Source organism: candidate division KSB1 bacterium (genome assembly GCA_034506255.1).
Lineage (GTDB): Bacteria > Zhuqueibacterota > Zhuqueibacteria > Zhuqueibacterales > Zhuqueibacteraceae > Coneutiohabitans > Coneutiohabitans thermophilus.
Genome location: JAPDPX010000005.1, coordinates 101,108 through 115,632, shown reverse-complemented (window position 1 = coordinate 115,632; position 14,525 = coordinate 101,108). Strand labels below are relative to the sequence as shown.

Below are 14,525 nucleotides of genomic sequence, written 5' to 3'. Positions count from 1 at the left end.
TCTCAATAGGCCCGCAGGAGGCGGGTGCCGGTGTAGTAGTGCGCGAGAATGGCTTCATGGCGGCTGCCCGCCAGCGCCATTCGTGCGGCGCCAATCTGACACATGCCGACGCCATGCCCGGCACCTGCGCCGCGCAGGGTGAATTCGAGTGTGCCACCGTTGGCGGCAGGAGTGCGATCGATGACGAACAAGCTGCTCCACAGGGTTTGCGGGGAGAGTGCCTGGCGAATGGCAAGCTCGCGGTTGATGTCGAAGCTTTTTTTTGTGCCGATCACGCGCAGCCGCGTGATCCGGCCGGAGACCCCCCGGCTGAGCGGTTGCAGATCGAGCAGGTCGCCGAAATCCTCGCCGGTTTGTTGGCGGAGATTGTCGCGCAGTTCCGTTGCGCTGAAGGTGAATTGCCAGCGGAAATACTTGCGGCTGTACGCCATGCCCGCGGGCACGGTCACGCCGGTGAGATTGCAGTAAGCCGGCGGATTATCCGCCAGCCAAAGCCGCAAGCTGTCCTCGTTGGCAAGCGAGACGGCGGGGGAGGGTGCACTGCCATCATACACGCCGCGCAGATGGGGCCGCGCGCTGCCCGACCAAATCTGCTCATTGTTTTCGGTGTGGCCGCCGCATACGCTGGCATAAGGCGCATTCACAATCTCCCCCTGCGGCGTGGCCAGTACCAAACCGAAGGTTTCATTCACAGCTCGGTCGGTCGCCGCCGAGCGCCGCCCCTTGCCGGCATAGGCCTGACAGCTTGCCTCGCCGCAAATGTCGTAAAGTGTCCGTGGATCCTTTTGCCGGAGTCTGATCATGACTTCACTGCGCGCTGCAATCGCCTGTGCCTTGAGCGCCTCCAGCGGGAATTGCCCGTTCATCTCCGCCGGCAGAACCCCGGCGAGGTAATGTTCCACCGGCAGCACGTTGACCACGGCAATCCGGTCGCCCGCCAGCCGGCGAAAGCGTAGGCGGCCGTGATATGTTTGCCGTTCGGTATTGGCCAGCGCCAGCGTGATTTCCCGGGCGCGAATTTCAAAGCCGTCCGGCAGCGTATGTTGCTGCGTGCCATCGCGCCGCTGCAGGTTCAAAAGATTTTCGGCCGGTGCGCCGGCGGTGACGATCCAGGCTCCGCTGGTTTGCCGCGGCAGTAATGATTGGCCGGCAGTGTTGTACACGGTGAATTCATGAGCTGCTTCGAACTGCGCTTGTGCGGCCTCCGCAATCACCCCGACACGCACCTCGGGTTGTTGCGAATGCTCCATCGCGGTGTAGGGGCGCAGGCAGGCGCTGAGCAGCAGGGCCGGCAAGACCGGCATGGCGTGCAGCAGTCGCGGTGTGCGTCCGGCCATTTTGAGGTCGTGTCCGGGCCCTGGCGTCGGGAGTATTCCGAGTGTGATTCGCCGGGCAATCGGCACTGGATGCATGGCTGCAGATTGGCTGCTCTTCACGGCGGCTGGCATTGGTGTCCGTCCGAAATCACGAGTGTGTAGTGCAATGTTTCTGCGCGGGCGTGGCCGTGGCATGGGGATCCTCGGGTTTTTTTACAACCCGGCGTTTGAGATTTTTGCGTGCGGTCATTGTCCGCCGAATCACCTGAAGCAGGCAGAGTAAACGCTCCCGCCATCCCCTTCATTGTGGCGACGGGGTCTCGCTGGCAGCAGCAGGCGCCGGCAGCAGCAGGATTTCAATGCGGCGGTTGCGGCTGCGGCCCGCGGCAGTGTCATTGCTGTCGATGGGATGATATTGCGACAACCCCACCGCCTGCAGGCGTTCCGGAGCAATTCCGACACTTTCCTGCAGAAAGCGCACGACATTGGTGGCGCGCGCCGTGGCAAGCTCCCAATTGGTGGGGAAGCGCGCCTGCAGGCGCGCCGCAATCGGCACGTTGTCGGTGTGGCCCTCCACGCGAATGATTTGATCCGGAGCGTGCTTGATGATGTTGCCGACACGCTGCAACACCTGCACCCCCGCGGCGCTGAGATCGGCCTCGCCGGAGGGAAACAGAATTTTGTCCACCAACCGCACCGACAGACGATCCGCCAGCCGGGTGATCTGGATTTCCTTTTGTTCGATTTCGTGTTTCAGCTCGTTGATCAACGCCTCCTGCGTGCCGGACAGGCGGGCGATCTCCTGCTCTTTTTCCTGCGTGATCCGCGCGACCTCCTGCTGCCATTGCAGGGTCTGTGCCGCGGTTTGGTTCGCCAGCGCCTGGACGCGGCTCTCCAGCTCCGCGATGCGCTCACTTTGCCGTGCGAGATCGAGCTGCGCCAGCCGATAGCGATTGAAAAAGTAGCCGGTAGTGGCCGCCAAGCCGGCCAGGAGAACGATCAAAACAGGAACCAGAGGATTCTTCATGCGCAACTCAATGGTCTGGTTTTGCGCCGGCGGCGTTGCCGTTTCGAGCCGGAAAACTCTCGAAGTTGCCGATGCGTTCCAGCCGAACCTGCGCTGCCAGCGCGGTGATCTCAGCAGGGTTGGCATAGCCCGGCAGGGTATGACCGGCATTCACACTCCCCGCCGCGACCGCGAAACGCAGCAACGCTTCCACCGGCAGGTGTTGCAGCCAGCCGTGGAGAAATGCGGCCACGAGGGCATCGCCACTGCCGAGCGGATTGACGCAGGTGATGGCCGGCGGCACGGCTCGATAATATGCGCCTTCCGCCAGAATGTGCACCGGCCGCTCACCGTCGGTGATGAAGACATGGCTTGCGCCTGATGCAGCCAGCAGACGCAGCGCCTGGTGTTGCTGTGCGGCCTCGCGCATGTCCAGACCGAAAGTGGCGAGCAGTTCATCGCGATTCGGCTTCAAGAACTGCGGGCCGGCGGCCAGCCCCAATCGCAGCGGGGCGTGATAACTGTCGAGAAACACCGGCACGTGACGGGCACGCGCGAGCTGAATCAAGTCGGCGTACAGATGGTCGAAGCCGGCGCACGGCATGCTGCCGCAAAGTGCCAGGGCCCGGCACTGCGGCAGCATTTGTTTCACGAAAGTCAGCAGGGCCCTGACTTCCTCCGGCTGCAATTGATGGCCCGGCTCGAACACGGCAGTATGCCGGTGGTTTTCCGTTTCCACCACGGTGAAGCCCGTGCGCGTGGTGGCGGCAATCTCGATGAACGCATGCGGGATTTTTTCAGCGTCCAACAACCGGCGGATGGCCGTGCCGGTATATCCTCCCAGAAATCCCGTGGCCAGCGTGCTTTCCCCCAACTGCAGCAGCGCCCGCGAAACATTGAGCCCCTTGCCCCCGCTGATTTCATGCAGCCGGCTGGCACGATGGGTGTGGCCATATTCCAGGCGCGGGAGCCACAGCATCTTGTCCAGCATGGGATTGGGCGTAATCGTCACAATCATGGGCACTCCCGGCGGCCGCGCAGGGATGGGCGTTACCCGATGCGGTCGTCCTCGTCATCATCACCATCGCTGGAAACGGCCCGGTCGCGCAAAACCTGGTTCGCAAGCAAGGCCCGCGCGGTTTCCACCTGGTCGGCACGCACGTGCAGCTTGACCGATTGCACCATGGGATAGCCGAGATAATGAAAATTTTCCCCCTCGGTATGATAATCCAGGCCTGCATCCTCGAGCAGGGATTTGATGACGATCAAATCGGCGGATTTGAACGTGGCGAGCACGGGCACATAGGGAACGGCTTGCGCCGGCACGGCTTTTTCGGGAAGCCCGGAAACCAATGGCAGATGGCAATCCGCGCAGAGGAAGATGCCCGGGCCATACTCGGCTTCGCAATTGGGACAAAACATGCAGAGCTCCGTTTGAAAACTATTGGCGTCGCGCCGTTCAGCCGCCACGCACAACGCTGCCGGTTGGCGTGACCGCGAAATATGTCACAGCTTTGGCAAAGAGTCAAGTCAGCCGCTGGATTTTTGCTTGCTTTTCAGGACGCGCGTGGTAATTTGAAGGCCGGTTTTGGAAGGCGCATCGAAAAAACATTGCACCCGGGAGGATTTTTGCCGAACCGCTCATCCCCGCAATGCCTGCCTGCTGTGATTCGCGTTGCGGCACGGTGAACGAGTGGCATTGCGGCATGAAGGCTGTTTCATGGAGAAGACTTTGGCGAACGAAGCCCCCAGCGTGCCGGCCTTGCGTCAGTTGCCGGCGGTCGATAAAATTGTGCAGCACGCCAGTCTGCACACGGCGCGCGCGCGCCTGTCGGCGGAATTGTTGACGGCGTGTGCGCGGCGCGCGGTTGCAGATTTGCGGCGCGAATGGCTGCAGGCGGCGCCGGCACAAATGGATGAAGCCCGGGCCCTGGAACTGGCGGTGGAACGCACGGCGGCACAGGTTGCCCTGTTGTTCACACCGCGCTTGCGGCGCGTCGTCAACGCCACCGGCATTATTCTCCACACCGGCTTGGGACGGGCGGTGCTGTCGGCGCCGGCGCTGCAGGCCCTGCCGGAGGTTTTGGCCGGCTACTGCAATCTGGAGATCGATCTCGCCAGTGGCAGGCGCGGCGACCGGCACCAGCATGTGGAGCATCTGCTGTGCGCCCTGACTTCCGCCGAGGCCGCGTGTGTCGTCAACAACAATGCGGCGGCCGTGCTGCTCACGCTCAACACGATTGCGACGCGCAAGCAGGTCCTGCTCTCGCGCGGCCAGATGGTGGAGATCGGCGGCTCGTTTCGCATGCCGGAGGTGGTGAAGAAAAGTGGCGCCCAATTAATCGAAGTTGGCACCACCAACAAGACCAGGCTGCAAGATTATGCCGGGGCGATCTCTCCCAGGACAGCGGCCATCCTGGTGGCGCATCCAAGCAACTATCGCATCCTCGGCTTCACCCATGAGGTCGAGTTGCGTGCGTTGGTGGAACTGGCGCGGCAGCACAATTTGGTGCTCGTGCATGACCTGGGTGGCGGAATTTTGGCGGACTTGCGCACTTGGGGGTTGCCGCATGAACCGGTGGTATCCGACAGCATGCGTGCCGGCGTTCACCTGGCCACCTTCAGTGGCGACAAGATGCTGGGCGGCCCGCAATGCGGCTTGATCGTGGGCGAGCGCAGCCTGGTGGAACGGATCAAAAAGAATCCGCTCATGCGTGCCCTGCGGTGTGACAAGTTGACTCTGACCCTGCTCGAAAGCACTTTGCGCTTGTTTCTCCATCCCGAAAGTCTCCCGCAACGGCACCGGGTCATCGGGATGATGACGGAGGATTTATCCCTGGTCAGGCAACGGGCACAACAACTGCACGACGGCATTCTTGCGGTCTGTGGCGGGCGGTTTACGCTGGAGCTTCGGCAGACCGAGAGCGAGGCCGGCAGTGGTGCGCTGCCCATTGAGAAAATTCCGAGCTATGCCGTGACCATACGCAGCCGGGAGTGGTCGGCGGCGAAACTGGCGAAAGCCTTGCGGCAGGGAGCAACAGCGGTGGTGGGTTACGTGCGGGATGATCGTGTCTGGCTGGATGTCCGCACGATCCAGCCGGATGAACTCGAGATGATCATCAATAATTTCAGGGAGCTGGACCCCGGCGAGCCGGGCGGTGAGGCAATCACGGTATCCTGAATAAAATCCAATGGAAAGACCCCTCGCTCCCCAGAAAAATGGCTTGACTCTTTGGGGGGGATTTCCTATTATTGCCGTCTGTTATCGAAAAGGGAAGCGTTTTTGCGCGTTTCTTTATCACCTGAAAGCACAAAGCGAGGTCCGCAGTGAAGACGTATATGCCGAAGAAGGGTGAAGTCGCACAAAAGTGGCTTTTGGTCGACGCCAAAGGCAAGGTCTTGGGGCGGCTCGCCAGTCAGATTGCGCATCTTCTGCGCGGCAAGCACAAGCCGCAGTATGCGCCGCATGTCGATGTTGGCGACTATGTCGTCGTGATCAACGCCGACCAGGTCATCTTGACGGGTAAGAAGGCGTTGTCCAAGACCTACACGCACTTTACCGGCTATCCCGGCGGTCTCCGGCAGGAGAGTTTCACCAGCTTGCTGAAGCGCCAGCCCACGCGTGTGATCGAGCGGGCAGTGAGGGGGATGCTGCCGCACAACACTCTGGGGCATCAACAATTTCTCAAGATGAAAGTTTACGCCGGCAGCCAGCATCCGCATGCCGCACAAAAACCCGAACCCATCGAGCTCAATTAGATCGGCATTTTATCAGCAGAGGAGTTCATGAAGACCGTAGCATTCACCGCCGTGGGGCGGCGCAAGCATTCACAAGCGCGGGTCCGGTTGCTGCCGGGTTCGGGCAACATCATCGTCAACAAAAAGCCCTTGCTGGACTACTTCAAGCGCGAAACCTTGAAGATGATCATCGAACAGCCGTTGCAAGCCACCGAAACCCTGGGCAAGTTCGATGTTTACGCCAATGTCAACGGCGGCGGCCTCGCAGGCCAGGCGGGCGCTTTGCGCATGGGGATTGCCCGCGCGCTGCTGCAAGCCGGGGATTATCGCAAAATCCTGAAGGTTGCCGGCTTTCTCACCCGTGATTCGCGCATGAAGGAGCGCAAGAAATACGGCCAAAAGGGCGCCCGCAAGCGTTTCCAATTCTCGAAGCGTTAATCTTAACGTGCAGGCCCCGGCGGGGCGTGCCGGTGGCGGTTGACGCCATGCCGCACCTGGTCGGGAGTTCTTCTTCAAATCACACACATCCGTGCCCGGGCTTGAGGGTTTCCCTGCGGGGAAGAGTGAAGCCTGTTGTCGGCCGGATGGCGGACCCGCCAAGCCTGAGGGCGTACGCGGGGCTCGTGAACCTCCCGGCGCGGTCACTGCGCGGGAGGCTTGCGAGCATCAACCCTACAATCTGATGGAGGCTGATCAAATGAATGTCACCTTGCAGGATTTGCTGGTTGCCGGAACGCACTTCGGCCACCTCACCCGCCGTTGGAATCCGAAAATGCGAAAATACATTTTCATGGAGCGCAACGGCATCCACATTATTGACTTGAAGAAAAGCCTGGAATGCCTGCAGCTCGCCATTCAGGCATTGGGACAAATCGTGCGGGGTGGCGACAAGGTTCTGTTCGTCGGCACCAAAAAACAGGCGAAGGACGTCATCAAGGACGCCGCGGAGCGCTGCAACATGTACTATGTCACCGAGCGCTGGCTGGGCGGCATGCTGACCAACTTTAGCACGATCAAAAAAAGCATCAAGCGGCTGAAGAATATCGAAAAAATGAGCACCGACGGCACCTATGACAAAATCACCAAAAAAGAGATTCTGTCGTTGGAGCGCGAGCGTGAAAAACTCGAAAAAGTGCTGGGCGGCATCCGGGAGATGACACGTTTGCCCGGCGCCCTGTTTGTCGTCGATGTGCGCAAGGAGGCGATTGCGGTGGCGGAGGCGAACAAGCTCGGCATTCCGGTGGTCGCAATCGTCGACACCAATTGTGACCCGACGCCGATCACCTACCCCATTCCCGGCAATGACGACGCCTTCAAATCCATCAGTCTGATCGCGCGGGCGGTTTCAGACGCCGTGTTGGAGGCGCAAAGCGGGCTGCAGAAGGAGATGATCAGCGCCGAGGAAGAAAGCGACGAAGAATCTTTCAAAAAACGAATGGATGAGCGCGAGTTTGCCGAGGAAGAAGGCGTGGAAGCCTAGCTCCCGGCGCCGCCGGAGTGTGCCCGCCCGCTCCCGCCGCTTGCGGTCATTATCATTCCGATTGCAATAGATACCAACTGGAGGTTTGCTGCATGGCTGTCTCTGCTGAGGCTGTCAAACAACTACGTGAACAAACCGGCGCCGGCATCATGGACTGCAAGCATGCCCTGGCCGAGAGCGGCGGTGATATTGAAAAGGCCATCGAATGGTTGCGCAAAAAGGGCGCGGCGACCGCCGATACCAAAAAGGGCCGGGCCACCAATGAAGGCGTCATCGAAGCCTATATCCATCCCGGCAGCCGGTTGGGCGTGCTGGTCGAAGTGAATTGCGAAACCGACTTTGTGGCCAAAACCGAGGCGTTCCGCACCCTGGTGCGTGACATTGCCATGCAGATTGCAGCCTCCAACCCCAAGGTGGTGGCCCGTGAGCAAATGCCGGCCGAGCTGATCGAGAAGGAACTGGAAATCTACCGCTCGCAGGCGCAAAATGAAAAAAAGCCAGCCAATGTGGTCGAGCGCATCGCCCAGGGCAAGCTCGAGAAATTCTATCAGGACAATGTCCTGCTCGAGCAAAGCTTCATCAAAGATCCCAACCGGACGATCAGTCAGGTGATCGCCGAAACCATAGGCAAGCTCGGCGAAAACATCACCGTCCGCCGGTTCGTGCGTTTTCAACTCGGCGAATGAGGTGACGAAGTTGACTGCAGGCCCGGCTGACATGACTGTCGGGCCTGAGTTGTCTTTATTCGTCGTGGCGCGGCAAAATGTCTTCAGATGACCGGTGTGAACCCACAGCGACCACCCGCTTGCACTTCGCAACGCTGCCTGCCATCGCTCACCTAACCGCCTGAAGACAGCCCGCAAACAGCGTCGCGCCGATGTCGCCCGGCCGCGCTCAGCACATGAGAAACGGAACAATGAAATCCGAAGAAGCTGTGCGGCCGGCTGCCGGTTCGCCGAGGGCGCCAGGACAGCCGGCCTTCAAACGCGTGCTGTTGAAACTCAGTGGCGAGGCCCTGATGGGCAACCAGGGGCACGGCATCGATTCCCAGGTGATTGAGACGGTTGCCCTGGAGATCAAGGCGGTGCGAGCGCTCGGCGTTGAAATCGCCATCGTGGTAGGCGGCGGCAACATTTTTCGCGGCCTGTCGGTCGCCGCGCACGGCATGGATCGCGTGCAGGCCGACAACATGGGCATGCTTGCCACGGTGATCAACAGCCTGGCGCTGCAGGACTGCCTGGAGCGCATCGGCGTTTTTACCCGCGTGCAGACGGCCATCCGCATGGAGCAGATTGCCGAGCCCTTCATCCGCCGGCGGGCCATTCGCCATCTTGAAAAGGGACGGGTGGTCATCTTCGCCGCCGGCACCGGCAACCCTTACTTCACCACCGACACGGCGGCCTCGCTGCGGGCGATCGAGATCCAAGCCGATGCCATCCTCAAAGGCACCAAAGTCGACGGGGTTTACGACTCGGATCCGGTGCTCAACCGTCAGGCGAGAAAATTCGATCAGCTCAGCTACCTCGAAATTGTCAAACGCGGTTTGAAGGTGATGGACATCACGGCGGTAACGCTGTGCATGGACAATCACCTGCCCATTATCGTTTTCAACCTGACCCAACCCGGCAACCTCAAGCGCGTCATCCTGGGCGAGCCGATTGGAACCACCGTTTCCCCGGACGCCATTTCACCATCCAGTACATAACGCGGCATTCCTGCCGCAACCAAATGTGAACCGCAAGGACGCGAGAGACATCAGGCTGGCGTTGCGTTGTGTTCTTGTTGTCTTCACGGTTCAAGAAATTTCGCGGACGTGCGAGTTTTCTGCGGGGTAAGTATGCAGGTTTCTAAACTTTATTTGCAAGGAAGGATCGGTGACGGTTATGGCACATAAAATCATCAAAGACGCCGAAATACGCATGGACAAGGCGGTGGAGAGTACGCGCAGCGAGCTGGCCAAGATCCGGACCGGCAAGGCCACGCCCGCCCTGCTCGACGGCGTCCGGGTGTCGTACTACGGTTCCTCGGTCCCGCTCAGCAAAGTCGCCAACATCAACACACCGGAGCCGCGCTTGATCACGATTCAGCCGTGGGAAAAAAACATGATCGGCGAAATCGAAAAAGCGATTCAGAAGTCCGATCTGGGCCTGAATCCGCAGAATGACGGCAACCTCATCCGCGTCCCCATTCCCCCGCTCAACGAAGAACGGCGGCAGGATCTCATCCGGCTGTGCCGCAAGCTCGCCGAGGAAGGCCGGGTGGCGGTGCGCAACGTGCGCCGCGATGCCATCGAACATCTTAAAAAAGAGAAAAAGGACGGCCTGATCTCGGAGGACGAGGAGAAGAAACTCGAGAAAGAGGCGCAACGCCTGACCGATGCCCATGCCGCCAAGATTGATGAGATTCTCAAAAAGAAGGAAGCCGAGATCATGGAAGTTTAGGCGGTTTTCAATGCGCCGTTTTTTTCCGTTTCCGTGCCCCTCAACCCGGCTGTGATCCTCCCGTTTTCAGACAATCCGACTTCCAAGAAAGCCTGTTCTCCCTCGCGAACAGGCTTTTGCATTTTAACGGGCGGGTGGGAGCGCTGGTGTCCGAAGGCACGGCCCCGGGGTGAATGCGCTCCTGCAATGGCGTTGGCCGGGATATAAAAAATATTGGCGGCTCCGTGACCCTCGAAGTTTTAGACCCTCGGCTCGGCCGGGGGAGAACCTTCCCGGACACCCACCCGGCTTACTCCCGCACACTCGTTGCGGCGAATTATGATCTGTGAGTTGGGTCTGGCATTTGCACCTTACAGGCTGCCAGGCTGATTTTTCCAGGAGTTACAGCCGCGCTACTCGTTCCAGCCCGAGACATTATTTTCAGCCTGAAACATTTTTGTGACTGGCTCTTGAGCCACCAGGAAGATCAATCCTGCCAGGATTGGCCAGGGCGACAAAAGTCCAACAGTAAAGGGAGAAGCCGATGCAACTGTCTCTGTTGCGCCCTCATTCCGCCCTCGCGATTGCGCGCTTACGCATCTGCCTCGCACTGACTGCCATTGTGCTCTCCACCCTGCCCGCCTTCACGCGTGCGCCGCAAGCGACTCTCGCCGGTGCCACGGTCCCCGCTGCAATTCTGAACGGCTGTAATCCGCAAGCCTGTCCGGAGGAGGCTGTCTTTCCCGTGCCGCAGGGCGGACAGCGCGGTGAGCCAATCATCGCCAAACCCGGCGAAACCGTTTGTGTCGATATTCGCCTGGAGCAGAACCCGCTGATGGTGAATGCTTATGGCTACACCGTGCAATTCGATCCCACCCGCCTGACGTTGCAAAGCACGCAACGCGGGCCGTTGGTGCAATCCTTCATGGCTTCCGACTGCAACCAAACGCAGCCCGGCGTGCTGTCGTGTTCCGGATTCAACGGCGTGGGCATTCCCGCCAACAGCTCGGGCGTGCTGGTCACGCTGTGTTTTGTGGCGAACGGCCCCTCGTCGGCGACTGCGGATACCTCGTTCATCACGGTGAGCAATCTCGTGGATGATCTGGAGGGCATGGCGGGCTGCTGCGCATATTTGATCACGCGCAGTCCACAGCCGGGCGGGTGTGAGGGGCCGGCGCTCGGGTTTGCGGCCCCCGGAGCGGCGCTCCATGCGACCATTCACACCAGGCCGGATGAGATGGTGACGGTCGACGTCCGGCTGCAGGGTTTCACCCGGCCGGTGGATGCTTTTGCCTTCAATGTCAATTATCCGGCGGCGCGGCTCACTTTCGTGCGTGCCGAGCGCGGCGAGCTGTTGAGCGGTTTCTTTGCTGCTGAATGCAAACCCGCCGGGGAGGGCATCCTGGCGTGCAGCGGCAGCAACAACGTCGCGATTCCTGCGCAGCGCGATGGCGTGCTGTTCCGCCTGTACTTCACGGCGGCCTGTGCCATCGGCGACAGCAGCCATCTCACCTTCGATGCGCTCGCTCAGGATGTTGCCGGTGCGAGCGGCTGTCGCAACAGCATTGTCTGCATCGGCTGTGACCTGCTGGATTGCAACGGGCCTGCGCTCTATCTTGCGCCCGGCGGCGGCGTGCCCGGCAACCTGCTGACCGAGCAACACGGTGACACTCTGCTGCTAGAGGTACGCGTGAAGCAGAATGTGACGCCGATTGCGGCGTTTGGCCACCGCCTGCACTATAATCCCGCGCATCTCAAATTCGTGGATGCCCGTCCCGGCAACCTGGCTGCCGCCTTTGTGGCGGCGACCGCGCGCCCGTTGCAGCCCGGTACGCTGATTTGCGCCGGCTTTGGCACGACCGCTGTCCCGGCCAACAGCGAAGGCGCCCTGCTTGCGCTGCGCTTTGCAGTCACCGCCAGTGCCGATGATTCCAGCGCACTCAAAATCACGGATTTGACCGACGATCTGGCCGGCCTCAACGTTTGTTGCAGCTATTTTATCGGTGCGCCCTGTGAGCATGACGGCGACGTGAACAGCAACAAACGGCTCACTGCCGGTGATGCCTTTTGCGCCTTTGAAACCTATTTGAACGGCGGCATTCTGCCGGCCAGTTGCGATCTGCCGGAATTTCAGTGTGAATTGATCGCGGCCGATGTGAATTGCGACAATACCATCACGGCGCGCGACGCACTCGCGATCTTCAACCGCAGCCTGCAGGCGTTGCCGCCCACCGAGTGTTTTGGCCGCGGCGCCCTCGGAAAATCAGCCGGCGCGCCGTTCCTGCGCCTGACGCAGGCGCCGGCCGCTGAGGGACAACTGCGCTTGCGCCTGGAGTTGACCGCGGCGCAACCACTCGCAGCCTTCGGTTTGTTGCTGCAATATCCCGCGCGCGAGCTGCAGTTGTTGGGCGTGGAACGCAGCGCCGCCACTGCCGAGTGGACCGGGCTCGACGGCCGCCAGTATTTGCCGGGCATGGTCGTGATCGGCGGTTTTCACGTCACCCCGCTGGCAGCCACTGCACCCGTTGCCCTTCTCGACGTGCTGTTTCGCTGCAACGGTGCCGTGATCGACAACAACACTTTTGCCGTCTCACATCTCACGGACGATTTGCAGGGTGCACAAGTCAGTTTCGCTCTCGATGCAAGCAAAACCGCGGCAGCGCCGCGCCAATTCCGGCTTTATCAAAACTACCCCAATCCTGTGCCGCAGCACAGCCTGAAACAGGGCACGATCATTCGCTATGATTTGCCCGGCCGTCCGGATTCCGGCAACGAAGCCGTGCCGGTGGAGGTGACGATTTTCAATCTGCAGGGGCAGGTGGTGCGCCGCTTGTTTGGCGGCCGGCAGGCGCCCGGAATGCACCGCGTAGTCTGGGACGGCAGAAGTGATGCCGGCGTGCTGGTGCCCACCGGAACCTATCAATATCGTCTCCAGGCCGGCGGATTCACCGACAGCAAGCGGCTGGTGGTGGTCAAATAACACCGCCGATTGCGCTGCGTTTGCCACGCGGGCGAATTCTCACAGGCGGAGGTCTGATGCAAAAAGCCACTTGTTCGGCTGTTGGGAACAAGTGGCTTTTTGCGTGAGGCACACGCCGGGTTCAAACAACCGACGGGCGGGCGTCCTCTGCCACAATGCCACCGGCGGGAATCTGCCGACCCGGCCGGCGCAAGCTTGAGCGCGCGGCAGCTTGCTGCGCCGATTGCATTACTGTGCTGCTTTCGCCCGCGCGCGGCAAAATGACAGCACATCATCCGTGAGAGAACTGCCGGCAGCGAGCGTGATTTTCACAGAAAGGCTGCAGTGCGGCGCAAGCCTGACGGCAAGATGATCCGGCTTGTGCTCATCCCGCTCCGTCAACCAGACAAAAGGATGCTCGAAACGGCGGGGATCCCTCGCCACCGGCAGCCTCCCGGCGTCACGCCGCAGGGCTTCTGTCATTCGCATGCCTCCGGTCGTGATTCTGCACCAGTGTGAGCCCCGTGCGCCGGGGTGTGCTTGCAAGCCGTGGTTTTGCCATGTCTGTGCCTGCAACAACGCTGTGGTGTGCTTGCACGCCAGCGGCAGAACAATGATTGCAAAGATCACTGCGATCTTTTCATGACCAGCCTTCCTGACGGAACCATCCCGCTCAGTGTTTTACAATCTTCAACTCATGCAGCGCGGTGGTGCCGCCGGGCAGGGCGGTCAGACGGGCGCCCACATAATAGGTTCCCTCCAACAACGCACCGGAGTTGGCCCTGCCTTCCCAAACCGTGCGGTACTGCAACTTCTCACCGGGCGCCAGCACAACTTCCTCCACGAGGGCGATGAAGGCCTTGTCTGCAGCCCAATTCCACACCGGCGCGGCGCGCTGCGGCCACGACGGCGACACGGGATTGAGCGCCGCCACCGGATAGGCAAAGAAGTCGTATTTCTGACCGCCGGTCTGCAGACGCAGGGGGTGAGATGTTTGATTGGAGGCAGTCAGCGTGAGCCTCACGCTTTCGCCATGCCGCAACTCAGTGCGGTCCATCGCCAGCTCGAGCGTCAGCGCGTTGGCGGCGAGCTCGCGCAGCAATTCCGACAGCCGGGCGATGATCGCCTGTAAACCGGCCGGCGCCGCCAGATTGTCGGTGACGATGCGTTTGCGGTGGCCGGCATAGTTGAACAAAATCTCGTAAACGAACGCATCGGCGGCATCGTTCTGCAGGTATCGATCGCCGAGATGGAGAAAATCGGACTGCAGAAAGAGGGCAATCAGCTCACCGTATTGTTCAGGGTCGAGCCGGCCGGTGATTTCGCTCTGCCCGTTTTGCACATCGACATGGCGGATATGACCGTTGGCATAAATGAAGAGCTGCTGCTGGACGCCGGCAAAGCCACCGGTGAGGTGCAGCGCAATGGTGGCCTCGCCCTCAGCCCGCGGCACCGCCTCGGCATTCTGATTGTCATTGGCCTCGAACAGGTTGGCGCGCTTGCAGCTCAACAGCGCCAGCGCCGCCAGCAGCAGCGTAAATTGAGTGATGCGGTTGCTCATAATGATTTTGCCTTGCGGAGTTGTTGGATCGAGTGTGACGAAATC

The 14,525-nt window shown here is 60.6% G+C and carries 14 protein-coding genes; 8 read left to right on the top strand and 6 right to left on the bottom strand.

Going from position 1 to position 14,525, the window contains the following annotated elements:
- Nucleotides 1-2: 2 nt before the first annotated feature.
- From ONB52_11410 to ONB52_11395, 4 genes are all read right to left on the bottom strand, one after another.
- Nucleotides 3-1,337 (bottom strand): SpoIID/LytB domain-containing protein, encoded by a 1,335-nt coding sequence (locus ONB52_11410; protein ID MDZ7416745.1) that lies wholly within the window; start codon nt 1,335-1,337, stop codon nt 3-5.
- A gap of 280 nt (nt 1,338-1,617) precedes the next feature.
- Complete coding sequence (locus ONB52_11405; GenBank protein ID MDZ7416744.1) at nt 1,618-2,343, bottom strand: OmpA family protein; 726 nt, start codon at nt 2,341-2,343, stop codon at nt 1,618-1,620.
- A 7-nt stretch (nt 2,344-2,350) separates the two neighbouring features.
- The gene (locus ONB52_11400) at nt 2,351-3,340 is read right to left on the bottom strand and encodes a 1-phosphofructokinase family hexose kinase (GenBank protein MDZ7416743.1); all 990 of its coding nucleotides are present in this window, start codon (nt 3,338-3,340) and stop codon (nt 2,351-2,353) included.
- 32 nt (nt 3,341-3,372) lie between these two features.
- Nucleotides 3,373-3,744: a DUF2007 domain-containing protein gene (locus ONB52_11395; protein MDZ7416742.1), complete on the bottom strand. Its 372-nt coding sequence runs from the start codon at nt 3,742-3,744 to the stop codon at nt 3,373-3,375.
- A 298-nt stretch (nt 3,745-4,042) separates the two neighbouring features.
- Between ONB52_11395 and selA the strand changes: the two genes are divergently transcribed.
- From selA to ONB52_11355, 8 genes are all read left to right on the top strand, one after another.
- The gene (gene selA, locus ONB52_11390; GenBank protein MDZ7416741.1) at nt 4,043-5,503 is read left to right on the top strand and encodes an L-seryl-tRNA(Sec) selenium transferase; all 1,461 of its coding nucleotides are present in this window, start codon (nt 4,043-4,045) and stop codon (nt 5,501-5,503) included.
- A 146-nt stretch (nt 5,504-5,649) separates the two neighbouring features.
- Nucleotides 5,650-6,081, top strand: coding sequence for a 50S ribosomal protein L13 (rplM, locus tag ONB52_11385; protein MDZ7416740.1), 432 nt, complete (start codon nt 5,650-5,652; stop codon nt 6,079-6,081).
- Nucleotides 6,082-6,108: 27 nt separating this feature from the next.
- A complete protein-coding gene (gene rpsI / locus ONB52_11380) occupies nt 6,109-6,498 on the top strand; it encodes a 30S ribosomal protein S9 (GenBank protein ID MDZ7416739.1) in 390 nt (129 codons plus the stop codon).
- A gap of 259 nt (nt 6,499-6,757) precedes the next feature.
- Nucleotides 6,758-7,540, top strand: a complete 783-nt coding sequence (gene rpsB, locus ONB52_11375; GenBank protein ID MDZ7416738.1) for a 30S ribosomal protein S2 — start codon at nt 6,758-6,760, stop codon at nt 7,538-7,540.
- A 92-nt stretch (nt 7,541-7,632) separates the two neighbouring features.
- A complete protein-coding gene (gene tsf / locus ONB52_11370) occupies nt 7,633-8,226 on the top strand; it encodes a translation elongation factor Ts (GenBank protein MDZ7416737.1) in 594 nt (197 codons plus the stop codon).
- A 230-nt stretch (nt 8,227-8,456) separates the two neighbouring features.
- Nucleotides 8,457-9,245, top strand: a complete 789-nt coding sequence (pyrH, locus tag ONB52_11365) for a UMP kinase (GenBank protein MDZ7416736.1) — start codon at nt 8,457-8,459, stop codon at nt 9,243-9,245.
- A gap of 178 nt (nt 9,246-9,423) precedes the next feature.
- Nucleotides 9,424-9,981, top strand: a complete 558-nt coding sequence (frr, locus tag ONB52_11360) for a ribosome recycling factor (GenBank protein MDZ7416735.1) — start codon at nt 9,424-9,426, stop codon at nt 9,979-9,981.
- 523 nt (nt 9,982-10,504) lie between these two features.
- Nucleotides 10,505-12,940: a hypothetical protein gene (locus tag ONB52_11355; protein ID MDZ7416734.1), complete on the top strand. Its 2,436-nt coding sequence runs from the start codon at nt 10,505-10,507 to the stop codon at nt 12,938-12,940.
- Nucleotides 12,941-13,168: 228 nt separating this feature from the next.
- On the opposite strand, the gene ONB52_11350 is transcribed toward ONB52_11355, so the two are convergent.
- On the bottom strand, nt 13,169-13,402 hold the full coding sequence (locus tag ONB52_11350) for a hypothetical protein (protein ID MDZ7416733.1): 234 nt from the start codon (nt 13,400-13,402) through the stop codon (nt 13,169-13,171).
- Between the two features lie 190 nt (nt 13,403-13,592).
- Nucleotides 13,593-14,480 (bottom strand): BsuPI-related putative proteinase inhibitor, encoded by an 888-nt coding sequence (locus ONB52_11345; GenBank protein ID MDZ7416732.1) that lies wholly within the window; start codon nt 14,478-14,480, stop codon nt 13,593-13,595.
- Between the last annotated feature and the right edge of the window lie 45 nt (nt 14,481-14,525).